This window comes from Bradyrhizobium sp. USDA 4501 (assembly GCF_054062115.1).
The window spans coordinates 8,624,703-8,646,781 of record NZ_JBSSEX010000001.1; the positions used below are offsets into that span (position 1 = coordinate 8,624,703).

Annotated in this window: 17 protein-coding genes and 1 tRNA gene; 12 read left to right on the top strand and 6 right to left on the bottom strand. The window is 66.0% G+C overall.

All coding sequences use genetic code 11. From position 1 onward, the window contains the following. Positions 1 to 8: 8 nt before the first annotated feature. A complete protein-coding gene (locus ACVWZM_RS40250; RefSeq protein WP_057016599.1) occupies positions 9 to 314 on the bottom strand; it encodes a hypothetical protein in 306 nt (101 codons plus the stop codon). A 232-nt stretch (positions 315 to 546) separates the two neighbouring features. Here ACVWZM_RS40250 and ACVWZM_RS40255 point away from each other — a divergent pair, with 232 nt between their 5' ends. Both ACVWZM_RS40255 and ACVWZM_RS40260 read left to right on the top strand, forming a co-directional pair. After that, positions 547 to 960: an SRPBCC family protein gene (locus ACVWZM_RS40255; RefSeq protein ID WP_076825494.1), complete on the top strand. Its 414-nt coding sequence runs from the start codon at positions 547 to 549 to the stop codon at positions 958 to 960. Between the two features lie 20 nt (positions 961 to 980). Then, positions 981 to 1,220 (top strand): YdeI/OmpD-associated family protein, encoded by a 240-nt coding sequence (locus ACVWZM_RS40260; RefSeq protein ID WP_316394257.1) that lies wholly within the window; start codon positions 981 to 983, stop codon positions 1,218 to 1,220. A 664-nt stretch (positions 1,221 to 1,884) separates the two neighbouring features. Here ACVWZM_RS40260 and ACVWZM_RS40265 read toward each other — a convergent pair. Then, positions 1,885 to 2,343, bottom strand: coding sequence for a DUF992 domain-containing protein (locus tag ACVWZM_RS40265; RefSeq protein ID WP_076825495.1), 459 nt, complete (start codon positions 2,341 to 2,343; stop codon positions 1,885 to 1,887). 88 nt (positions 2,344 to 2,431) lie between these two features. On the opposite strand from ACVWZM_RS40265, the gene ACVWZM_RS40270 reads away from it, so the two are divergent. Beyond that, on the top strand, positions 2,432 to 2,566 hold the full coding sequence (locus ACVWZM_RS40270; RefSeq protein WP_456856014.1) for a hypothetical protein: 135 nt from the start codon (positions 2,432 to 2,434) through the stop codon (positions 2,564 to 2,566). 521 nt (positions 2,567 to 3,087) lie between these two features. On the opposite strand, the gene ACVWZM_RS40275 is transcribed toward ACVWZM_RS40270, so the two are convergent. After that, positions 3,088 to 3,164 (bottom strand) — tRNA-Arg (locus ACVWZM_RS40275). Positions 3,165 to 3,452: 288 nt separating this feature from the next. Here ACVWZM_RS40275 and ACVWZM_RS40280 point away from each other — a divergent pair. The 7 genes from ACVWZM_RS40280 (at position 3,453) to ACVWZM_RS40310 (ending at position 16,729) form a co-directional block, all read left to right on the top strand. Next, positions 3,453 to 8,660: an alpha-2-macroglobulin family protein gene (locus ACVWZM_RS40280; RefSeq protein WP_456856016.1), complete on the top strand. Its 5,208-nt coding sequence runs from the start codon at positions 3,453 to 3,455 to the stop codon at positions 8,658 to 8,660. Positions 8,661 to 8,728: 68 nt separating this feature from the next. After that, a complete protein-coding gene (gene pbpC, locus ACVWZM_RS40285; RefSeq protein ID WP_456856017.1) occupies positions 8,729 to 10,855 on the top strand; it encodes a penicillin-binding protein 1C in 2,127 nt (708 codons plus the stop codon). A gap of 82 nt (positions 10,856 to 10,937) precedes the next feature. Next, a complete protein-coding gene (locus ACVWZM_RS40290) occupies positions 10,938 to 12,683 on the top strand; it encodes an ArnT family glycosyltransferase (protein ID WP_375166968.1) in 1,746 nt (581 codons plus the stop codon). A 1-nt stretch (position 12,684) separates the two neighbouring features. Beyond that, the gene (locus tag ACVWZM_RS40295) at positions 12,685 to 13,530 is read left to right on the top strand and encodes a phosphatase PAP2 family protein (RefSeq protein ID WP_456835087.1); all 846 of its coding nucleotides are present in this window, start codon (positions 12,685 to 12,687) and stop codon (positions 13,528 to 13,530) included. 66 nt (positions 13,531 to 13,596) lie between these two features. Further along, the gene (locus ACVWZM_RS40300; RefSeq protein ID WP_310884665.1) at positions 13,597 to 14,388 is read left to right on the top strand and encodes a glycosyltransferase family 2 protein; all 792 of its coding nucleotides are present in this window, start codon (positions 13,597 to 13,599) and stop codon (positions 14,386 to 14,388) included. Then, the gene (locus ACVWZM_RS40305; RefSeq protein WP_016845896.1) at positions 14,388 to 14,726 is read left to right on the top strand and encodes a lipid-A-disaccharide synthase N-terminal domain-containing protein; all 339 of its coding nucleotides are present in this window, start codon (positions 14,388 to 14,390) and stop codon (positions 14,724 to 14,726) included. Before ACVWZM_RS40300 ends, ACVWZM_RS40305 begins: the two co-directional genes overlap by 1 nt. 203 nt (positions 14,727 to 14,929) lie before the next feature. After that, entirely contained in the window at positions 14,930 to 16,729 is a 1,800-nt protein-coding gene (locus tag ACVWZM_RS40310; protein ID WP_456843648.1) for a M23 family metallopeptidase, read from the top strand. A gap of 48 nt (positions 16,730 to 16,777) precedes the next feature. On the opposite strand, the gene ACVWZM_RS40315 is transcribed toward ACVWZM_RS40310, so the two are convergent. Beyond that, positions 16,778 to 18,478: a Na/Pi cotransporter family protein gene (locus ACVWZM_RS40315; protein WP_456835090.1), complete on the bottom strand. Its 1,701-nt coding sequence runs from the start codon at positions 18,476 to 18,478 to the stop codon at positions 16,778 to 16,780. Positions 18,479 to 18,816: 338 nt separating this feature from the next. Between ACVWZM_RS40315 and ACVWZM_RS40320 the strand changes: the two genes are divergently transcribed. Together ACVWZM_RS40320 and ACVWZM_RS40325 are read left to right on the top strand one after the other, a co-directional pair. After that, positions 18,817 to 19,062, top strand: a complete 246-nt coding sequence (locus ACVWZM_RS40320; RefSeq protein ID WP_076828746.1) for a PilZ domain-containing protein — start codon at positions 18,817 to 18,819, stop codon at positions 19,060 to 19,062. Between the two features lie 140 nt (positions 19,063 to 19,202). Beyond that, positions 19,203 to 20,027 (top strand): tetratricopeptide repeat protein, encoded by an 825-nt coding sequence (locus tag ACVWZM_RS40325; RefSeq protein ID WP_310884668.1) that lies wholly within the window; start codon positions 19,203 to 19,205, stop codon positions 20,025 to 20,027. 15 nt (positions 20,028 to 20,042) lie between these two features. Here the strand turns inward: ACVWZM_RS40325 and ACVWZM_RS40330 are convergent, their stop codons facing one another. After that, entirely contained in the window at positions 20,043 to 21,311 is a 1,269-nt protein-coding gene (locus ACVWZM_RS40330; RefSeq protein WP_057016553.1) for an AAA family ATPase, read from the bottom strand. Further along, positions 21,308 to 22,048 carry a CpaD family pilus assembly protein gene (locus ACVWZM_RS40335; RefSeq protein WP_456856848.1) on the bottom strand — a complete coding sequence of 247 codons (741 nt, stop codon included), beginning with the start codon at positions 22,046 to 22,048 and terminating at the stop codon, positions 21,308 to 21,310. The genes ACVWZM_RS40330 and ACVWZM_RS40335 overlap by 4 nt, the downstream gene beginning before the upstream one ends. Positions 22,049 to 22,079 lie beyond the last annotated feature (31 nt).

The window sequence follows — 22,079 nt, forward strand, 5'->3', positions numbered from 1 at the left end:
CAAGCGCGCTAATCGTCCCGCCTGCCGCCGTCGATCACCCTGAACAGCGGGGCCGCCTCGCGGGGATTCTCAAGCAGCTCTTCGACCATGGCGATCGCGGCCGCGACGTATTTCCCGGTCGCGGCGTCCAGCGGCCGTTCGGCTTCGTCTGACAGCGCGAGCCTTGCGCCTTCGAGCAGCTTGCGGGTGCGGACGGCGGACTCGTCGCCGGCGGTGAGGGCGGCGCGCGCGATCGATCGCAGCACGAACAATTCGCCCTCCAGCCGCAGCAGGCGGTCGTTCAGCTTGCTCAGGACGGTGTTCAGGTTCCGCATGATGCGCTCTCCGGGCATTGGACCGTCTTCCATACACGGTCATTCCTGACGAAATTCTTGTGACGACCGCGCACCATTTGGTTGGTCGAATGGCATCTCGGATATTCTCATGCTCCCGGTGGCCCGGGCATTGCCATTTGACGAAGGCATCAATGGCCCTAATAGAATGGCTGCGGTCCGGCGCCGCCCGGGAGGCGCGTCAGCTTCACCCCATCGCAACGAGGGAATTGATATGAGGATTGCCGTCGAAACGACCGTTGCCGCGCCGATCGCGGATGTCTGGCGCGCCTATACGACGCCTGACGACATCAAGCAGTGGAACGCGGCTTCCGACGATTGGCACACGACCGCCGCGACCGTCGACCTGCGCACCGGCGGCGCCTTCTCGTCGCGAATGGAAGCCAAGGACGGCAGCATGGGGTTCGATTTCGCCGGCACCTACACCAGGGTCGAGGAGCCCCGTCTGCTCGAATATTCGTTCGGCGATCGCAGCGCGCAGGTCGCATTCACGCCGGAGAGCGGCGGCGTCAAGGTGCAGGTCAGCTTCGACAGCGAGGATACCCATTCGGTCGAGCAGCAGCGCGGCGGTTGGCAGGCGATCCTGGATAACTTCAAGCGTTACGTCGAAGCCAAGCGGCGGTCCTGATCCGGCGATCGGAGGGCGGCGTGACGTTGAAGCGACCGCGCGCGGCGATGCCGGCGAGCATCCGCCGCAAGCTCGATGCTGCCGGACTGATGCAGGCGTTCAAGACGCGCCCGCCGTATCAGCGCAACGACTATCTGCACTGGATCGGCCGCAGCGTGCGAACTGCAACACAGCGCAAGCGGATCGACCAGATGCTGGCGGAATTGAAGGCCGGTGGGGTGTATATGGGAATGGCGCATCGGCCGAGCAAACCAAAGTGAGACTCTCGCGGCGTGACCGCTGCGCGCGGTGCGTTCGCATCGCTCGCGTGATGTTTTGGTCGTGCGAATCCTCATCGAACAAAAAGGACGATCTGGGAATCGTCCATCGCGGTCCTGAAAAATATCGACGACCGATGCGCGCACTCACAATCCTCTAGCAAAACATTCTTGGATTAAGAAATTGCGAAGCGCGCTGCCGGCGCTCACGGCAAGTGGAACCTGCAATCGCACGAACGGAAAGCGATCAGTCCCTCAATCGCCGCCGGAACTTTGTTCACGCACGGAGAACTACGGAATCGTTTCGTGCGCTGAATGATAAAAACGGCGAGTGATTTCACGGCACACGGCGAACATCAAAAAAGAAAGGCCTCAGCGCGTGGGCCACGCTGAGGCCAAGTAAACACTTTGGTCGTGAGGCACCGTCGCCGGCGCCTCGATGCCTAACCTATCTTTGTTTCTGTGTTTCCAAATGGCCCATTTGGGCCATGCCGCGTGATAGCCAATTTGGGACATGCGCCGCTGGCACAAAGTGTGCAGACTTGGAGCTGTCAGGATTTTGCATCACCTTCCTGGGGCTAGGGCCAGCGCCGTCCGCATCTATTTCAAGCGGACGGCGTTGTGCATTCCGGCGGCCGCGCCGGCCATCGCCTGGCTGCGCTCAGGGTCAGCGGTCCACCGGCCGAATCTCGAGGTTCTCGATTTTCAGGGGCGGCGTTGAGGGGACGTTCCGCTCGTTCAACGGATGCAGCGTGATCGGCGTATTCGTGCCGCCGGCGAGAACGTTGACGCCGGCGCCGTCGGCATGGGCGTAGCCGCCGGCGAGATCGTCGCTTCCAAGCCACGGCACGGGCGCCATCACCTTCCAGGTCATGGCGACTTCTTGATCTCCGATCAAAACGCCGAGGTTGCGGATGGCCGCGACATAACGACTGTCCGGCGTGCTATCGACGTGCAGCACGCAATTGAGGTTGGTCACCGGACCCACCACGAACCCGGTATCGGGTCCGCCACGACACTCAAGCGTTCCGGCCTGCACCTGCTGCGCATTGGCGGCTGCGAGCGGCGCAGCGAGAACCGCCGCACCACACAGAGCAGAGGCGATCGGACGGCTTGTCACACGCATGGTGCTGGATAACGCGGATCGGCGCGCAATCGGCCCATGACCCCGCGTGCGGCCTTCGCTTGTGGTTAAGAGAGCCTTAGAGATTGGTTTGATTGCTGCCGACGGTCGACGTTCGCAAGCGACCGGCCAGGAGGACGACGATCAACCAGCGGCGATCCTTTTCATCGCCGTGCCGGCTGACACCTCGATGGTGGAGCTATCGACGTCGAACGAGCGTGCTTGATTTCCAGGCAGGAGAGGCCGCGGGCGAAGCAAGGGAATGGTCCCGGCACTGACGCCGGACCGTTCGGATCATGGCGGTGAGCCCGTCCCGAAAAATTACGCCGCCGGGCTCGAAATGCATTGTCCCGGCGGCGCCTGTTCCAATCTGGGCCCGCAATCCCAGTCATGTTTGTGTCTGCAAAACCGGCGCCAAGGTTCGAGCGCCCCCGTAATCATACGGGGACTGGGGGGCCCGCGATGGATTGGTGTTGGCTGCTTGTGCGCTGGCGAAGGTCCGATTGTCTGGGGTGATCCAAGCCGCGGCGCGAGAACGGCTGATCGCCACCGATGCTCCGCCCGGTCAGATATGATGCTCGAGCTTGCGCATCTCCTGCAGGCGAGCCAGGCAAAAATCCCGATACAATTCGTTGATGAAATCCCACATGACCGAAGCCCCTTGGTCCAACCCCCTGCACACTACGCCGGGTTTGTTTCCGGCCGGCTTCGTGGCTTCTGGAAAATGGTTTCATCGAGGAGGGAGGGTGGCGATCCCGGCAGGATTCGAACCTGCAACCCGCGGAGTAGAAATCCGCTACTCTATCCAGTTGAGCTACGGGACCGTGGCGGCCTTGTAGCACCGCCAATATGAAAAATCCGCCTTTCCGCCAAGTCCGTCCGAACCGATTTTTGTGGTCGAACGACAAAGGCGAGCAGGGCGCCCGCCCTGCGTTGGCCTGTCCAGCCTGCCGAGCCGCACGACGCTGCAGCCGGGGGCCGGTCAAAGGAATGTCGGCAATGCGATCTGCGACGTTTTCGTCCGTTCATGTCCGCGCCTTCACTCCGTCACCTTTTCGCGCACTTTTGGCCCCAACGCGGCGTTCGACCGCGGGGCGTTCAGGAGCTCCATCATGATCGGATTGGTTCGTGCCGCCACGATATGCGCCACGCTGCTGCTCGCCCTGGTGGGCGCCCAGGCCGCGGACAAGGCCTTCAAGCGCGACGATCTCGCCGATTCCGCGATCAAGCTGGAAGCCCAGATCAAGAGCGAGGCCGGCGCGGTCAACAAATCGGCCGCGACCCTGCGCACTGACGCCGACGCCGCCTTCAAGCGCAATGATTTCCGCGGCGGGCTGCAAATCCTCGGCCAGATCGCGGCGACCACGCCCGAGGACGGCGCTAACTGGCTGCGGCTCGCCAGGACGATTTTCCAGATCCGCTCGGCGAGCTCCAGCGAACAGACGTTCCTGATGGAGCGCGCCTCCACTGCCGCCTACATCGCCTATCAGCGCGCCGGCAATGCGGGCGAGGAGGCGGACGCGCTGGCCGTGCTCGGCAAAGCGCTTGCCGAGCGCAAGCTGTGGCGCCCGGCGCTGGACAGCTTGCGGCTGTCGCTCGACATGCGCGAGGTCGCCGATGTCCGCGGCCAGTATGAGAAGATGCGCGACGAGCACGGTTTCCGGCTGCTCGATTATACCGTCGATTCCGACGCGGCCTCGCCGCGGGCCTGCTTCCAGTTCTCGGAGGAACTCGCCAAGCGCGTCGACTTCGCGCCGTATCTCGCGCTCGCCGGCACCGACAAGCCGGCCTTGTCGGCGGAAGGCCAGCAGCTCTGCGTCGACGGGCTGAAGCACGGCGAGCGCTACAACATCAATCTGCGCGCCGGCCTGCCGTCGACCGTCAAGGAGACCCTGCCGAAATCGGCCGAGTTCAACATCTATGTCCGCGACCGCAAGCCGTTCGTGCGGTTCACCGGGCGGGCCTATGTGCTGCCGCGGACCGGACAGCGCGGTATCCCGGTGGTCAGCGTCAACACGCCGGCGGTCAAGGTCGACGTCTTCCGGATCGGCGACCGCAACCTGATCAACACGGTGATCGACAGCGACTTCCAGAGCACGCTGAGCCGCTACCAGCTCTCCGATCTCGGCGACCAGCGCGGCGTCAAGGTGTGGTCCGGCGAGCTTGCGACTGCGACCACGCTGAACCAGGACGTCGTCACGGCGTTTCCGGTCGACCAGGCGCTCGGCGACCTGCAACCCGGTGTCTATGTCATGACCGCCGCGGCCAAGGGGCCGGGCACCGACGACGACGGCACGCTGGCGACGCAATGGTTCATCGTCTCGGACATGGGCCTGTCGGCCTTTTCCGGCAATGACGGTATCCACGTCTTCGTCAACTCGCTGGCTTCGACCGAACCGGTCGCCAACGCCGACGTGAAGCTGGTCGCCCGCAACAATGAGATCCTGGCCACGCGCAAGACCGATGCCGCCGGCTATGTGCTGTTCGAGCAAGGCCTGGCCCGGGGCGAGGGCGGGTTGTCGCCGGCACTGCTGACTGTCATGGGCGAGAAGGCCGACTATGCCTTCTTGAGCCTGAAGACCAATGCGTTCGACCTCACCGACCGCGGCGTCGCGGGCCGGGCGATCCCGGCCGGCGCGGACGCCTTCGTCTACGCCGAGCGTGGCGTCTACCGCTCCAGCGAGACCGTCTATCTGACCGCGCTGTTGCGCGACGGGCAGGGCAATGCCCTGACCGGGACGCCGCTGACCATGGTGATCGAGCGCCCCGACGGCGTCGAATTCCGCCGCGCCGTGCTGCCCGACCAGGGCGCCGGCGGCCGGCTGCTGGCGGTGGCGTTGAACTCTGCGGTGCCGACCGGCACCTGGCGCGCCCGCGTCTTTACCGATCCGAAAGGCTCGTCGGTCGGCGAGACCACCTTCATGGTCGAGGATTACATTCCCGAACGGGTCGAATTCGATCTGACCAGCAAGGAGAAGGTGATCAAAGCTGAAGTTCCAGTGGAGCTTCAGGTCTCCGGCCATTTCCTCTACGGCGCGCCGGCCTCGGGCCTGCAGCTCGAGGGCGACATGCTGGTAGCGCCCGCGGCGAACGGCCGGCCCGGTTATGCCGGCTATCAGTTCGGCGTCGACGACGAGCAGACCGCGAGCAACGAGCGGACCCCGATCGAGGACCTGCCGGAGGCCGATGCCAACGGCGCGGCGACCTTTCCGGTGAAGCTCGAGAAGGTGCCGACCTCGACGCGGCCACAGGAGGCCCAGATCTACATCCGCATGGCGGAGACCGGCGGCCGCTCGGTGGAACGCAAGATCGTGCTGCCGGTGGCCCCTGGCGCCTCGCTGATCGGCGTCAAGCCGCTGTTCGGCGACAAGAGTGTGGCCGAGGGCGACAAGGCCGAGTTCGACGTCGTGTTCGTCGCGCCCGACGGCAAGCAGCTGCCGCGCAACGGGCTGCGCTACGAGCTGTTGAAGCTGGAGTCGCGTTACCAGTGGTACCGGCAGAATTCGTCCTGGCAGTATGAGCCGGTCAAGTCGACCCGCCGCGTCGCCGATGGCGACGTCAACCTCGCGGCCGACAAGCCGATGCGCCTGGCCTTCCAGCCGCAGCCCGGCCGCTACCGGCTCGACGTGAAATCGACCGACGCCGACGGCCCCGTCACCTCGGTGCAGTTCGACGTCGGCTGGTATTCCGACGGCAGCGCCGACACGCCCGATCTATTGGAAACCTCGATCGACAAGCCGGAATATGCCTCGGGCGACACGATGACCGTGTCGGTCAATGCGCGCACGTCAGGCAAGCTGACGGTCTATGTGCTTGGCGACCGCCTGCTGACCACCCAAAGCGTCGACGTCACGGAGGGCACCCGGCAGGTCAAGCTCCCCGTCGGCAAGGACTGGGGCACCGGCGCGTATGTCATGACGACGTTGCGCCGTCCGCTCGATGCCGCCGCCGGGCGCATGCCCGGCCGCGCGATCGGACTGAAATGGTTCGGCATCGACAAGAAAGCGCGCACGCTTGCCGTCGAACTGTCGCCGCCCGCGTTGGTGCGGCCGGGCTCGACACTGAAGATCCCGGTCAGGCTCGGCGGGCTCAATCCCGGCGAGGATGCCAAGGTGGTGCTCGCCGCGGTCGATGTCGGCATTCTCAATTTGACCAATTACAAGCCGCCGGCGCCGGACGACTACTACCTTGGCCAGCGCCGTCTGACCGCCGAGATCCGCGACCTCTACGGCCAGCTGATCGACGGCATGCAAGGTACCCGCGGCCAGATCCGCAGCGGCGGCGACTCTGCCGGCGCCGAGCTGCAGGGCTCGCCGCCAACGCAGAAGCCGCTCGCGCTCTATTCCGGCATCCTCACGGTCGGGCCTGACGGGACGGCCGAGGTGAGCTTTGATATCCCGGAATTTGCCGGCACCGCGCGGGTGATGGCGGTGGCGTGGAGCGCAACCAAGGTCGGCCGCGCCAATGTCGACGTGATCGTGCGCGATCCCGTGGTGGTGACCGCGACCTTGCCGCGCTTCCTGCTGACCGGTGACAAGGGCACCATCAGCATGGATATCGACAATGTCGAAGGTGCGGCCGGCAACTATGCCATCAGCGTCAAGGCGAGCGGCCCGATCAACGCTTCCGGCAATTCGACCACGACGGTGAAGCTTGCCGCCAAGCAGCGCTCCTCGCTGTCGCTGGGCCTCGAGGCCGGCGGCGCCGGACGTGCCGAGTTCGACGTCGACATCTCCGGGCCGAACGGGCTGACGCTGGCGCGGCATTATGCGCTCGACGTCAAGCCGGCGACCCAGGTTCTGGCGCGCCGTTCGATCCGCACGCTGGCGAAGGGCGAAAGCCTGACGCTGACCTCGGACATGTTCTCCGATCTTGTGCCGGGTACCGGCAGCGTTTCGGTCTCGGCGAGCCTGTCGACCGCGCTCGATGCCGCGAGCATTCTGAAGGCGCTCGACCGCTACCCGTATGGCTGCTCCGAGCAGATCACGAGCCGCGCGTTGCCGTTGCTCTATGTCAATGATCTCGCCGCCGGTGCCCATCTTGCGATGGACTCCACGGTCGACCAGCGCATCCGCGACGCGATCGAGCGGCTCCTCGCTCGACAGGGGTCCAACGGCTCGTTTGGCCTGTGGTCGGCGGGCGGCGACGACGCCTGGCTCGATGCCTACGTCACAGACTTCCTGACCCGGGCCCGCGAAAAGGGCTTTGCGGTGCCGGACGTGCTGTTCAAGAACGCGCTCGACCGCGTCAGGAACTCGGTGGTCAATGCCAACGAGCCGGAGAAGGACGGCGGCCGCGATCTGGCCTACGGCCTCTATGTTCTCGCGCGCAACGGCGCGGCGCCGATCGGTGATCTGCGCTATCTCGCCGACACCAAGCTGAACAATCTGGCGACCCCGATCTCCAAGGCCCAGCTTGCGGCGGCGCTGGCGCTGGTCGGCGACAAGGCGAGGGCCGAGCGGGTCTATGGTGCCGCGCTCGATGCGCTGAACCCGAAACCCGTGATCGAGTTCGGCCGGGTCGACTACGGCTCGGCGCTGCGCGATGCTGCTGCGCTGGTCTCGCTCGCTGGCGAAGGCAATGCACCGCGCACCACGCTGACCCAAGCCGTGCTGCGGGTCGAGGCGGCGCGGGGACTGTCGCCCTACACCTCGACGCAGGAAAATGCGTGGATGGTGCTGGCGGCGCGGGCGCTCGCCAAGGAGACGCTGGCGCTCGACATCAACGGCCAGACGGTCAAGACCGCGGTCTATCGCAGCTACAAGGCCGAGGAGATGACCGGCCAGCCGCTCAGGATCACCAATACCGGCGATGCGCCGGTGCAGGCGGTGATCTCGGTGTCGGGCTCGCCGGTCACGCCGGAGCCGGCGGCCTCCAACGGCTTCAAGATCGAGCGCAGCTATTTCACGCTCGACGGCAAGCCGGCCGATGTCACCAAGGCGAAACAGAATGACCGCTTCGCGGTTGTCCTGAAGGTGACGGAAGCCAAACCGGAGTTCGGACACATCATGGTGGCCGACTATCTGCCGGCCGGGCTCGAGATCGACAACCCGAACTTGGTGTCATCGGGGGATTCCGGCACGCTCGCGTGGATCGAGGACGGCGTCGAGCCGAAGAACACCGAGTTCCGCGATGACCGCTTCACGGCGGCGATCGATCGGGGCGCCAACGACAAAGCGGTGTTTACGGTCGCCTATGTCGTGCGCGCGGTGTCGCCGGGCAAATATGTGCTGCCGCAGGCCTATGTCGAGGACATGTACAATCCCTCGCGCTATGGCCGCAGCGGAACCGGTGCGGTTGAGGTGAAGCCGGCGAAATGAACAAGGACGCGCGGCGCAAACTCTTCTCGTCATGGCCGGGCTTGACCCGGCCATTCATAGGCGCGTCCATGCGAACGAAGGATGTGGATGCCCGGGTCAAGCCCGGGCATGACAAGCGCAGCGGGCGGCTGGCGCTCCGCGTCGCGGCCGCAATGGCCGTCGTCCTTATTGCGATCACCGGCGCCTTCGCCGCCTGGATCGTTTCGCTCGGGCCGTTGCCGCTCGACAAGGCGCAGCAGGTCTCGACCACGGTGATCGATCGCAACGGCAAGTTGCTCCGCGCCTATGCGATGACGGACGGGCGCTGGCGGCTGCCGGTCGATGCGAAGACGTCAGTCGATCCCACCTATCTGAAGCTCTTGTTCGCCTATGAGGACAAGCGCTTCTATGAGCATCACGGCATCGATCCGCTGGCGCTGTCGCGCGCCGCATTCCAGCTTCTCACCAGCGGTCATATCGTCTCGGGCGGTTCGACGATCACGATGCAGCTGGCGCGGCTGATCGAGCCGCGCCACCAGCGCTCGGTCTACGCAAAGCTGCGGCAGATGGTGCGGGCGGTCGAACTGGAGCGGCAGCTCTCGAAGGACCAGATCCTCGATCTCTATCTTGCGCTGGCGCCGTTCGGCGGCAATCTCGAGGGCATCCGTGCCGCCTCGATCGCCTATTTCGGCAAGGAGCCGAAGCGGCTGTCGCTCGCCGAAGCCGCGCTGCTGGTGGCGCTGCCGCAATCGCCGGAGCGGCGGCGGCTCGATCGTTACCCGGACGCCGCCCACGCCGCCCGCGACCGCGTGCTCGAGCGCATGGTCGAGGATGGCGTGGTGTCGAAGGACGATGCCGCGCAGGCCACGGCGACGGCGGTGCCGAAGATGCGCAAGCAGTTTCCGATCCTGGCGCCGCATTCGTCCGATCAGGCGATCGCGACGATGAAGGATGCGCCCGTCATCAAGCTGACGCTCGACGCCGCGCTACAAAGGAACCTAGAGGCGCTGGCGCGCGACCGCGCCATCGCGCAGGGGCCTGACGTCTCGGTTGCGATCGTCGTGGTCGACAATGAGACGGGCGACGTGCTCGCGCGCGTCGGCTCGGCGGATTATTTCGATGAGCGGCGGGCCGGGCAGGTCGACATGACGCGCGCGGTGCGCTCGCCGGGCTCGACCTTGAAGCCGTTCATCTATGGCCTTGCCTTCGAAGATGGCTTTGTCCATCCCGACAGCCTGATCGAGGACCGGCCGATCCGCTTCGGCACCTACGCGCCGGAAAATTTCGACATGACGTTCCAGGGCACGGTGCCGATCCGCAAGGCGCTGCAATTGTCGCTGAACGTGCCGGCGATCGCGCTGCTCGACCGGGTCGGTGCCAGCCGGCTGTCGTCGCGGCTGAAGCAGGCCGGCACCAGTCTCGTGCTGCCGAAGGACGAGGCGCCGGGCCTTGCGATGGGTCTCGGCGGTGTCGGCATCACGTTGCAGGATCTCGCTCAGCTCTATTCCGGCCTGGCACGGCTCGGCGCCACCAAGCCGCTGCGCGAGATCATCCAGGCCAATGACGGCCGCGACACGATGCGGCTGATGGATCAGGCTGCGGCCTGGCAGGTCGGCAACGTCCTGCTCGGCACGCCGCCGCCGGAGAACGGCGTGCACAACCGGATCGCGTTCAAGACCGGTACCAGCTACGGCTATCGCGATGCTTGGTCGGTCGGCTTCGACGGCCGCGTCACGATCGGCGTCTGGGTCGGCCGTCCCGACGGCGCGCCGGTGCCGGGTTTAGTCGGCCGTACGGCCGCGGCACCCATCCTGTTCGACGCCTTTGCGCGCACCGGCAAAATCCCGGCGGCATTGCCGAAGCCGCCACGCGGCGTTCTGGTCGCCTCCAACGCGAAACTGCCGCCGCCGCTGCGCCGCTTCCGGCCGCTCGGCGAACTGGTCCGTAGCGGCAACGACCAGGCTCCGCACATCCAGTTTCCGCTGAACGGCTCGCGCATCGATGTCGATCAATCCGAGGGCGGCCGCAATGCCGCGCTGCCGGTCAAGGTTGCCGGCGGGGTGCTGCCGCTGACGGTCCTCGTGAATGGTGTCTCAGCCGGGGACATCGACAGCCGGCGCCAGCGCCTGATCGAGCCGCCCGGGCCGGGCTTTGCGCGGCTCACCGTGATCGACGCCACGGGGGCCGCGGATACCGTTGTGATCCGCGTGCAATGATCGCACGGGAAAGCGGAGCGGCACGGCCGGAAAGCGGAACAGCACAGTTGTTTGCGCTGCGGTTTCATCGTATGCGAAACCCATGGTGGATGGCCTCCAACCCCGGCGCTTCGGAGCAGGGCAACAGTCTGTAAAACCTGCGCATTCGAGCCGCAGGCTGTTCATGGCGTTCGAGTTCGCAACGGCCAGCCAATGGCGTTCGATCCTGTTCCTGACGCTGACCTGCCTGGTGCTGTTCCTGCCGGGCTTCTTCACCATCCCGCCGATCGACCGTGACGAGGTCCGCTTTGCCCAGGCGACCAAGCAGATGGTCGAGAGCGGCGATTTCGTCGACATCCGCTTCCAGGACGACGTCCGTTACAAGAAACCGGTTGGCATCTACTGGATGCAGGCGGCGGCGCTGAAGACGGTCTCCGCGCTCGGGGTGCCGCGCGCCCAGGTCCGCATCTGGGTGTACCGCCTGCCGTCCCTGATCGGCGCCATCGGCGCCGCTTTGCTGACCTATTGGACGGCGCTTGCCTTCGTGACACGGCAGGGGGCGGTGCTGGCCGCCCTGATGATGGCAAGCTGCGTGTTGCTCGGGGTCGAAGCGCGGCTCGCCAAGACCGACGCGATGCTGCTGCTGACAGTCACTGCGGCGATGGGTGCGATGGCGCGGGTCTATCTGGCGTGGCAGCGCGGCGAGGATCCCGCACACCCGTCATGGGGCCCGCCCGCGGTGTTCTGGACAGCGCTGGCGGTCGGCATCCTGCTCAAGGGGCCGCTGATCCTGATGTTCGTCGGCCTTGCGATGGCGGGGCTTGCGATTCTCGATCGATCGGCGGCCTGGTTCTGGCGCATGCGCCCGGTCTGGGGGCTGATGTGGACCCTCGTGCTGGTGCTGCCGTGGTTCGTGCTGATCTTCCTGCGCGCCGGCGAGACCTTCTTTGCCGACTCGGTCGGCGGCGACATGCTGAGCAAGCTCGGTGCGCAGGAATCCCATGGCGCGCCGCCTGGACTCTATCTGCTGCTGTTCTGGATCACGTTCTGGCCCGGTGCGCCGCTGGCCGGCATGGCGGCGCCTGCGGTCTGGCGGGCGCGGCGCGAGCCCGGTGCGCAGTTCCTGCTGGCCTGGCTGATCCCGTCCTGGATCGTGTTCGAGGCCGTGCTGACCAAGCTGCCGCATTACGTGCTGCCGCTTTATCCGGCGATCGCGATCCTGACCGTCGGCGCGCTGGAGCGGCGCGTGCTGTCGCGCTCGCCGTGGCTGTTGCGGGGCGCCGCCTGGTGGTTCGCGATCCCCGCCTTCGGTGCGGTGCTGGTGATCGTCGGCGCCATCAAGGCGATCCATCAGCCGGTGTTTCCGGCCTGGCCGTTGTTCGCCGTTGCGATGGTGTTCGGCCTGATCGCGTGGTGGTTGTTCGAGGACAGCCGCGCCGAGCGCTCGCTGCTCAATGCGGTGATTGCCGCGGCGCTGATGGCAGCCGGCACCTATGGTGTGGTGCTGCCGCGGCTTACCACCGTATTTCCGAGCCAGGAGGTCGCACGCGCCTTGCGCAACGTGACCTGCGTCGGCCCGAAGGCGGCAGCCGCCGGCTTCCACGAGCCGAGCCTCGTGTTCATGACCGACACCTCAACGCTGCTCACCGACGGATCGGGCGCCGCGGATTTCCTCGGGCAGGGCTCCTGCCGCTTCGCGCTGGTCGAACAGCGCTCGGAGCGCGCCTTCGTGCAGCGCGCCGAGGCGATCGGCCTGCGCTACAACGCGCCGGTGCGCGTCGAGGGCTACAACATCTCGCAGGGCAAGGCGGTCTCGATCGCGATCTTCCGTTCCGAAGGGACGGAATGACATGCCGGCGCCGCCAGCCATCCCGGATTCTGCCAATTATTTCGGACGATTGCTGACGCTGGTTTGGCTGTCCCTTGCCCAGCTCGTGCGGGCGCCGTCGCATTCGCGCCGCGCCGAGGCGGCGCGCCGCTCCGCGCGCCACGGACTTTTGCTCGTCGTCATCGTCGGCGCCGTGATCATCACGCTGATGTATGCGTTCGATGTCACCGAGATCAGTCTGATGCCGCCACGCGGCACGCCGGGTCTCTGGTGGGTGAAGACGCTCACCGATTTCGGCAAGGACGAGTATGTGCTGTGCGCGCTTGGCCTGCTGCTGATCGTGGTCGCGCTGGCGGCGCCTGCGCTGCGCGGCGTGCCGCGCGCCACCTTGCTTGGCTTCGGGACAAGGCTGCAATACCTGTTTCTGTCGGTCGTGCTCTCGGTCGCTGTCGGCGAATTGATCAAGTGGATCGTCGGCCGCGGGCGGCCCTTTGTCGGCGGCAAGGCCAATGCCTTCAACTTCCAGCATTTCGCCGGCACTGAGGCCTATTCGAGCTTTCCGTCGGGACATTCGATCACGGCGTTCGCGCTGGCCTTTGCCATATCCGCGGTGTGGCCGGGCGCGCGGTTCGTGATGCTGGTCTATGCGCTGGTCATCGCCGCGACCCGGCTCGTGCTGCTGGCGCATCATCCGAGCGACGTGGTGGCCGGCGCGCTGGTCGGGGTGATCGGCGCAATGGTCGTGCGCTACTGGTTCGCCGCCCGCCGCCTTGGTTTTGCCATTCATCGCGACGGCACTGTGGTGGCGCTGTCAGGACCGTCGGACGGGCGTCTCAAAAGGGTTGCGAGGAGCGCCTTCGCCCCATAAAAGCGGTCGCCCGACGGCCGGATCGGGCTGGTTCCATCGCCGACAACACCAACCACGAGTGCCGATTTGCCTGCTCCCGACCAGACGCCGGTCGCCGTTTCCATCGTCGTGCCCGTGCGCAACGAGGCGGACAACATCGCGCCGTTGATCGCCGAGATCGCGGCCGCGCTCGACGGACGCTGGGCCTACGAGGTCGTCTACGTCAATGACGGCTCGACGGATGCCACCGGCGAGCGGCTGAGCGCGGTCATGGCCGGGCGGCCCAATCTCCGGCAGCTCCGCCACGCGGTCTCGTCGGGCCAGTCGGCGGCCGTGCGCAGCGGCGTGCGCGCCGCGCGCGGCGCGATCGTGGCGACGCTCGACGGTGACGGGCAGAACAATCCCGCCTTCCTGCCGGACCTGATCGCGGCGGTCGAAAGCGGCAACGGCCGCGTCGGCCTCGCCGCGGGCCAGCGCGTCGGGCGCAAGGACACCGGCTTCAAGAAGCTGCAATCGCGCATCGCCAACACGGTGCGCGGCATCATCCTGCGCGACGGCACCCGCGACACCGGATGCGGCCTGAAGGCGTTTCCGCGCGAGGTGTTTCTGGCGATGCCTTACTTCGACGGGCTGCATCGTTTTCTTCCGGCACTGGTCCGCCGCGAGGGACTGGCGATTGCCTATGTCGACGTCGTCGACCGGCCGCGCCATTCCGGCGTGTCGAACTATGGATTTTTCGACCGGCTCTGGATCGGGATCATGGATCTCGCCGGCGTGTGGTGGCTGATCCGCCGCAAGAAGCCGACGCCGGTCGTCACTGAAGTGGTCGCTGAAGTGCCCGGTGTCACTGGTGTGCCGGGCGTGACCGAGGTGAAGTGATGCTGATTCAGTACGGTCAGGCGCTGAGCGCCTATCTCTACGACGTGTTCATCGCCAAGTTCGACTTCTGGCTGGCGTTCGGCCTGATCGCGCAATTGTTCTTCACCGCGCGCTTCCTCGTGCAGTGGATCTCCAGCGAACGCGCCGGCCAGAGCGTGGTGCCGATGGCGTTCTGGTTCTTTTCGATGGGTGGCGGCCTGATGACGCTGATCTACGGGCTTGCCAAGCGCGAGCCCGTCATCATCATCGGGCAGGGTCTCGCCACGCTGATCTACATCCGCAACATCATGCTGATCGTGAAGAACCGCGGCCGCGGGTCGAAGACACTCGATAGCTGATTGCCGTCATCGCCGGAGCGGCGAGCGGTATGCCGGGCCTTGTTCGGGAATCTCGATAGATTCCAGCATCGGGCTCAGCCCGGGATCAATTGCGACCGAATCTGAACCAAGGTCAAACATTCGCCCCAAGCGGCATGGCATCTACGGCTTGCCGTGGGCGTGGCGGCATCTCGAGACCGTGCCCCAGGGGATGAGGGGCGTTGATGACCAGCCGTGACGAAGCGACGAAAGCGGGCGGTTATCGATCGAGCGTCCGCGATATTCCGTCGCTTGACGAGCCACCGCTGACCGGCGAGCGCAAATTGCCTGACCGGCGCGCCGTCAGCCTCCGCTGGATGGCGGGGACGATTCTGATCGGATCCGCCGCCGTCGCTCTTCTGGCTGGCGCGCTTCGCGGGGCATTTGGCGATCACGCGCGATTCGCAGCCGCGCCGGTCGCGTCACTTCCGCGCTTCGCAGGACAGGTGGTTGACGAGGCGCGACGCGGCGATCGTCTCGACCGGAGGCTCGGCCCGCAGGGCAATTCCGCTGCGCTCAAGATTGAGCAGCTGAGCGATGCCGGCGCGGTCCGTCGATTTACCCGCGTGTCGGCGCGGCTCGCGGAGATCGATCTCGCGCCACACCAGGAAGCGCGGGGAGACGAAAAGGACGACGCGCGAGCGGGCTCGCAACGCGACCTGCTGTCGGAGCTGCCGGCCATCATACGGACAGGTCCAGCGCGGCGCCCGCTGCCGGGCGGCACCAGCGCCTATGCTGACGGTGAAGACGTGCCGCATCCGCCGGCTCCGATCGGCGAGGCTGTCAACGTCACCAACCTTCCGAAGTCGCCTACGTCGTCGCGTCACCGTCGACATGTCATTATCGCGAGGAGCGGCGACACGCTGTCCGCCATTCTGCGGGCGCTGGCGGCGGCCGCGGAGGACGCGCCGGCGATCCTGGCGGCTTTCCCGTCGCCTGGCGCTCTGGAGACGCTGTCCGGTGGCGAGAAAATCACGGTCGTCGAACAGGGCGAAGACGCCGGTTCGCCGCGCGGCCATGTCGCGAAGGTGTCGATCGAACGCGCCGGCTCCGATGTGTCCGCCGTCGGTCGCACCGATGGCGGCCAATACCAGCCGATCGTGCCCGAACAGCCCGACATCGCCGCGCGGAGCGAGAGCCCGCTGCGTGAGTCGATCGATACGCATTCCGTTCCGGGCGAAACGCTGCGCGACGGCCTTGACGCGCTTGCGCGCTCCAACCACGTCGACCAGGGGATCGTTGCTGAACTGATGCGGCTCTGTGGCCGCGATTTCGACCTCGGCGAGCCGCTCGGCGACGCCGATGTGGCCGAGATCATCTACGCGCCGAACGACATCGGTCAGCCGGAGTTGGTCTTCATCGATTTGACCGCGGGCGGGCAGACCCGCCGGTACTATCGCTTCACGGCGCCGGACGATGGCAGCTCCGATTTCTATGATGAGACCGGCCAGTCCATCACCAGATTCCTGTTGCGCAAGCCGGTCGTGAGCGGGCGGCTCGGCGACGGCTTTGGTTGGCGGATTCATCCGATCCTTGGCGACCGCCGTTTCCATGAGGGCGTCGATTATGCGGCGCCCTATGGTTCGCCCATCGCGGCCGCGGGCGCCGGCGTCGTCGAGACCGAAGGGTACGAACGCGGGTACGGGAAATATATCCGCGTGCGGCACGACCGCGGTTATGAGACGACCTATGCCCACGTCGCGAGCTTCCCGCCCGGGCTGAAGATTGGAGACCGCGTTCGTCAGGGCGAGACGATCGCCTTTGTCGGATCGACCGGGCTCTCGACCGGACCGCACCTCTATTACGAGGTGCGGATCAACGGCCGCAACGTCGATCCGCTTCGGATGAAGCTGTCGGGCGGCCGGCTGCTGCAAGGCGACCTGCTCGGGGCCTTCGATCGCCAGCGTGACAGCATCGACCAACTCGCTGCGGTCTCCGCGCTACCGCAGCGGCGTTCCGGCTCCGAACATCGGCCGCCGACATAGCGAGCGCAGATCGCACCACGCCATGCCGCCGCGGCGGGCCTTGCTGGGTCAGGAGCCCGGAGAGCTCGAAGCTGCGGGCGCCGCAACCTCGGTCGCTTCCATGGTGATGCTCTCGCGATCGGCGGCGGTCTCGCCGGCGGCATCGAGCACGGGATAGGCGACCGAGCAGATGTGCGAATGGATGCGGCGAAGGTCGCGCAGCACGTCGAGATGCAGCGAAGTGGTCTCGATGGTTTCGGGCCGGCCTTCGCGCAGGCGCTCCAGATGACGCTCGACGGCGGCCAATTCGGCCGCGCGCAGCGCCGCCTTCTCGGTGAGCAGCTTGCGCGCCTCGTTGGCGTCGCCCGACATGAACACGCCGAACGCGATTCGCAGCGAGTCGATCGTGCGCTTGTGGAACGCCGACAATTCCTCGGCGCCTTCGGTGGAGAATTGCAGGCGATGCTTGATCTTCTTGGTCGCGAGCTCGCTCAGGTTCTTGTCGACGATGTCGCCGATATGTTCGAGATTGATCGCGAACGCGACGATCTCCATCGCGCGCTGGCCCTCGCGCTCGTCCAGGCTGCCGCGGGTGAGTTTCGTGACGTAAAGCTTGATTGCCTCGTTCAGCCGGTCGACGGTGTTGTCCATCTTCGACACCTGGTCGACCAGGGCGCGATCGTTGGTCAGCATCGCCGCCATCACCTTGCGCAGCATGGCCTCGGTGTGATCGCCCATATGTAGCACCTCGCGCGCCGCATCGGCCAGCGCCAGTGAAGGCGTCTCCAGCGCGCTCTCGTCGAGATAGCGCGGCCGTGATGGATCGGTCTCCTGCGCTCGCTTCGGCAGCAAACGCTCAAGCAGCCGCGCCATGTGGTCGAGCACGCCGATGAACAGCAGCGCGGTCGCAACGTTGAAGGCGATGTGGAACAGCGCAGTCGCCTTGGCGAGATCGGGCTGCCAGGCGTAGATGATCTCGGTGATCGGGCGCAGGAACGGCGCCACCAGCAGGATGCCGACGACGCGGTTGACGAGATTGCCGACCGGCAGCCGGTAGCTCGCCGGATTGTCGCGCCGCGCGCCCTCCAGCAGCGGATTGATGGCACTGCCGAGGTTGGCGCCGAGCACCAGCGCAAATGCGGCATAGGGCGAGATGAACTGGGAAAAGGCCAGCGACATCACCAGCAGCACGCTGGCGACACTGGAATGGACCAGCCAGGTGACGACGGCGCCGATCAGAATGCAGAGCACGGGATCGCCGGTGATCGCGCCCAGGAACACGCGCACGCCCGGAGCATTCTCGGCGGGCGCCATCGTATCGAGCAGGATGTGCAGCGCCAGAAGCATCAGGCCGAGGCCGATCGAGACGCGGCCGAGATCCTTGATCCGGGAGCGCGGCCCGCTGCGGAACGCGACGAGGCCGACAATGAACAGGACCGGCGCGATGGCGGCGACGTTGAACGACAGCACCTGCACGATCAGCGTGGTGCCGATATTGGCGCCGAGCATGATCGCGAGCGCCGGCACCAGGCTGACGATCTCTTCGGCGGCGAAGGAACTGGTGATCAGGGCAGTCGCGGTCGAACTCTGGAGCAGGGCGGTCAGGCCGAGGCCGGCGCCAAGGGCGGTAAAGCGATTGCGCAGCGCCCGGGCGAGCAGCAGCCGCAAATCCGGTCCGAAGGCGCGCAGAATCCCGCTATGGACCATGTGCAGGCCCCACAGCAGGAGCGCCACGCCCCCCATCAGATCGAGCAGAACAATGCTTCCCATGCTTCCTGGCATCCCGGCGAATTCGAGTCGAATGAACATAGGTATCGTCTATCGACTGGCGATCAACCCCTTTTTGTTCTCATGCGACCACGGCGGGAGCGACGCAGGCTATCGAGTGAGGCGGCCTATCGGGGAGACGTCATTCGACCTGCAGCACATATCATTCAACTATTCAATCTTTGATTGATCAAAGCTCGTGTCTCCCGGCGAGGGCGCCCCCCGGTAAACGAATCTCGAACGCGACCGCTCAATTGCGATGGGTTCCGCTAGGCAGTTTCCAATCTTTCCCCGCTATGACGATAGGCCAGGAAGTTGCCCAGAAAGGCTTGGGGATCAGAATGTTTATGAATCGCCGCAAGAGCGAACGCCGCCCGTGCCGGAGCGTCGCCAAAATTCAGCTGGGCACAGGGTCGCTGCCACGCGACTGCATGATCACGGATATTTCGGCCGGCGGCGTCAAGGTGATCGCCGAATATCTGGAGATCCCGCCGGAATTCACCATCATCCTGTCGAGCGGCAGTCCGCGTCAGTGCCGGCTGGCCTGGCAAATCGGGCACGAGTTCGGCGCTCAGTTCGTCGATTGAATCTGCCATTTGGCTGCTGTCTCGCCAGGCGTCCGGCACCGCATCTGGGCCGGATGACGGCGACATGATGGCATCCTTAACCGGACCTTAGGGTTAAGCTGTGAGCATCCCGGAACCTTCGCCGTTCCGAGTCTCGCTTTATGTTTGAGAAATTCCCCCGACCCTCAGGCCGCGTGCGCCGTCTCGCGGGCACGGTATCTGCTGCGATCCTGCTGATCGGGTTGTCTGCCTGTCAAACCTCCGGCCCGTCTGACATCACCGGCTCATTGGGCGACACGGCGGAGGCCACGCCGGCCCCGGCCGATCCGCGGCGCGACATCGCGACCTACCACGAGCGCGTCCGCGCCAACCCGAAAGACACCGACGCCGCGCTGAAATACGCCCGGGCGCTGCGCGCCACCGGCCAGCGGGCCCAGGCGGTCGCCGTCATGGAGCAGGCGGTGCTGGTGCAGCCCAGCAACAAGGCGCTGCTCGCGGGTTACGGACGGGCGCTCGCCGACAACGGCAATTTCCAGCAGGCATTCGACGTGCTCGGGCGCGCGCATACCCCGGAAGATCCGGACTGGCGCATCCTGTCGGCGCAGGGCGCCGTGCTCGACCAACTCGATCGCCACGACGAGGCGCGGCAGTATTATGCGAGTGCGCTGAAGATCGTGCCTGACGATCCGTCAGTGCTCTCCAATATCGGGCTGTCCTATCTGCTGTCAAAGGACCTGCCGAAGGCCGAGGAGACGCTGCGCCGCGCGCGGGAGCGCGCCCCCGGCGACATGCGGGTGCGAACCAATCTCGCCGTCGTGGTTGGCTTGCAGGGCCGCCAGTCCGAGGCGGAAACCATCATGAAGGCCGATTTGCCGGCGGAGCAGGGCTCAGCCAACGTCGCCGCGCTGAAGCGACTGTTGGCGCGCAGGGATGCGAGCCGCACCGACGCCGAGAAGATCCCGGTCGCAGCCAGTCGCCGCGACTAGAGCGCTAGCGGGACGCTAGCCGGCGGCCCGGCGCCCGTCATTTCGGCGCGACTGCAGCTTCCTGAGGATGGGCGACAGGAACGACTCGCGGGCTTCGGCGAGATCGGGACGGCCGGTGAGGCGCTGCGCGATCTGCAGGAAAGTCCTTGTGGTGCGGTGACGCGCGGAGACTTCCGCGATCATCTGGCCGTTGTTGGCGGCTTCACCGAACAGCCTGCAGTCGAACGGGATCGCCGCGATCGGCTGGCTCTCGATGGTCTTGGCGAAATCCTTGACCTCGATCTCGGGGCGCTTCGACATGCCGACCTGGTTCAGGCAGTAGAGCGGCGGACGGTCGTTCGGACGCGCGGTCCTCAACAGGTTCATCATGTTCTTGGTGTTGCGCATGTTGGCGAGGTCGGGCTCGGCCACGATCAGGATATCGTCGGCACCGACCAGCACGCGTTTGGTCCAGGCGGTCCATTGATGCGGCACGTCGAGCACGATGCAGGACGTCGTCATGCGCATCGTATCGAAGATGGCATCGAACGCCTCGGCGCCGAAATCGTAGACCTGGTCGAGGGTGGCCGGCGCCGCCAGCAGGCTGAGATGATCGCCGCACTTTGCGAGCAGGCGTTCCATGAAGGCAGAGTCCGGACGCTCGGGCGAGAACACGGCGTTGGCGATGCCCTGCACCGGGTCCTGATTGTAGTCCAGGCCGGCCGTACCGAAGGCGAGGTCGAGATCGACGACGACCGAATCCAGCCCGAGGTCGCGTGCGATGGTCCAGGCGACATTGTGGGCAATGGTCGAGGCGCCGACGCCGCCCTTGGCGCCCGCGACCGCGATCAGGCGGCCGACCGAGACCGCTTCGGAGGCCGAGAACAGGCTGCAGATCGAGCGCACGATGTCGAGCACCTTGACCGGCCCGATGACGTAGTCGTTGACGCCGCGCCGGACCAATTCGCGATACGGCGCAGTCTCGCCGGCCGTGCCGAGCACCACGACGCGGGTGCCGGGATCGCAGACCGTGGCGAGCTCGTCGAGACCGGCGAGGAAATCATGATCCGGCTCGGTCTCGAGCATGATGACGTTGGGCGTCGGCGCCTTGTGGTAGGCGTCGATCGCCGCGGCGATGCCGCCCATATGGACCGAGAGATGAGCCTTGGCGAGCCGGCGGTCGTCGGCAGCCGCGCGTGCGTTCGCGGCGGTCGCGACGCTTGCGCAGAACGCCTGCACGGAAATCCGCGGCGCCGGCGCGATGTAATCGTTGGCGTGCTGCGGCTCGTCTTGTTGTTCGGTCATTTCGCGGCGTCGCTCAGCTTGGCTTTCTCGGCTTCGGGGTAGGCGGTCGCGGTCGACTCACCCTTGCGGTATTTATCGAACGCGATCGTACGGCGCGGCGTATAGGCTGCGGTCTCGGTTCGCGGCTGTTCGAGGTCGGACGGATTGGCGACCATCGCGGCAAGGTTACGCTGCGTGGCGCAGCCGAAATTGTCGTACTGCTTGTTCTGGTTGTAGTTCGGATTGTAGATCGAGGGACCGAGGTCGTTCGGCCACACTCCGCAGGGACCGGCGACGGCGGCCATCTTCGGATAGCTCAGCCGAATGGTCGGAAGCGCGCGCGGATCATCGAGATGGTAGGAGCGCTTGGTGATGGCATGGGCGGGTACGCCCATCGACGCCAGCAGGCCGCGGATCTCCTGATACACCGCCTGTGCCGAGCGCGAGTTCGAGCTGTCGGCCGGCACGTCGATCGCAATCGCGCCGGTGCCTTCGCGCCGCCAGGTGCGCGCCAGCCCCATGACGTCGTCGCGCTGCGCTTCGGTGAGGTTGCCGCGGGCGCGGCCGACGAAGACGACGATTGATTGCTCGCCCTCGGTCACCGCGATCGGATGCCGCTGCCGGTAGTCGTCGCCCACGGTGCCGGTGGCAAGATTGTCGCCCGTCAGATTGCAGCCGCCGAGCGCGATCGCGCTGACGACGAGGGCGCCCAACAGCGACAGCGTCCTGGCACGACCGGCTTGTGTGTTGCGTGTCATCATAGGATCCCCCAACCCCTTCAGGTCCGCG

Excerpts from the sequence above, each read along its gene's own strand:
- ACVWZM_RS40250 (WP_057016599.1), bottom strand. The coding sequence starts at position 314 with ATGCGGAACCTGAACACCGTCCTGAGCAAGCTGAACGACCGCCTGCTG.
- ACVWZM_RS40255 (WP_076825494.1), top strand. The coding sequence starts at position 547 with ATGAGGATTGCCGTCGAAACGACCGTTGCCGCGCCGATCGCGGATGTC.
- ACVWZM_RS40265 (WP_076825495.1), bottom strand. The coding sequence starts at position 2,343 with ATGCGTGTGACAAGCCGTCCGATCGCCTCTGCTCTGTGTGGTGCGGCG.
- ACVWZM_RS40280 (WP_456856016.1), top strand. The coding sequence starts at position 3,453 with ATGATCGGATTGGTTCGTGCCGCCACGATATGCGCCACGCTGCTGCTC.
- pbpC (WP_456856017.1), top strand. The coding sequence starts at position 8,729 with ATGCGAACGAAGGATGTGGATGCCCGGGTCAAGCCCGGGCATGACAAG.
- ACVWZM_RS40290 (WP_375166968.1), top strand. The coding sequence starts at position 10,938 with ATGGTGGATGGCCTCCAACCCCGGCGCTTCGGAGCAGGGCAACAGTCT.
- ACVWZM_RS40295 (WP_456835087.1), top strand. The coding sequence starts at position 12,685 with ATGCCGGCGCCGCCAGCCATCCCGGATTCTGCCAATTATTTCGGACGA.
- ACVWZM_RS40305 (WP_016845896.1), top strand. The coding sequence starts at position 14,388 with ATGCTGATTCAGTACGGTCAGGCGCTGAGCGCCTATCTCTACGACGTG.
- ACVWZM_RS40310 (WP_456843648.1), top strand. The coding sequence starts at position 14,930 with ATGACCAGCCGTGACGAAGCGACGAAAGCGGGCGGTTATCGATCGAGC.
- ACVWZM_RS40315 (WP_456835090.1), bottom strand. The coding sequence starts at position 18,478 with ATGGGAAGCATTGTTCTGCTCGATCTGATGGGGGGCGTGGCGCTCCTG.
- ACVWZM_RS40320 (WP_076828746.1), top strand. The coding sequence starts at position 18,817 with ATGTTTATGAATCGCCGCAAGAGCGAACGCCGCCCGTGCCGGAGCGTC.
- ACVWZM_RS40325 (WP_310884668.1), top strand. The coding sequence starts at position 19,203 with ATGTTTGAGAAATTCCCCCGACCCTCAGGCCGCGTGCGCCGTCTCGCG.
- ACVWZM_RS40330 (WP_057016553.1), bottom strand. The coding sequence starts at position 21,311 with ATGACCGAACAACAAGACGAGCCGCAGCACGCCAACGATTACATCGCG.
- ACVWZM_RS40335 (WP_456856848.1), bottom strand. The coding sequence starts at position 22,048 with ATGACACGCAACACACAAGCCGGTCGTGCCAGGACGCTGTCGCTGTTG.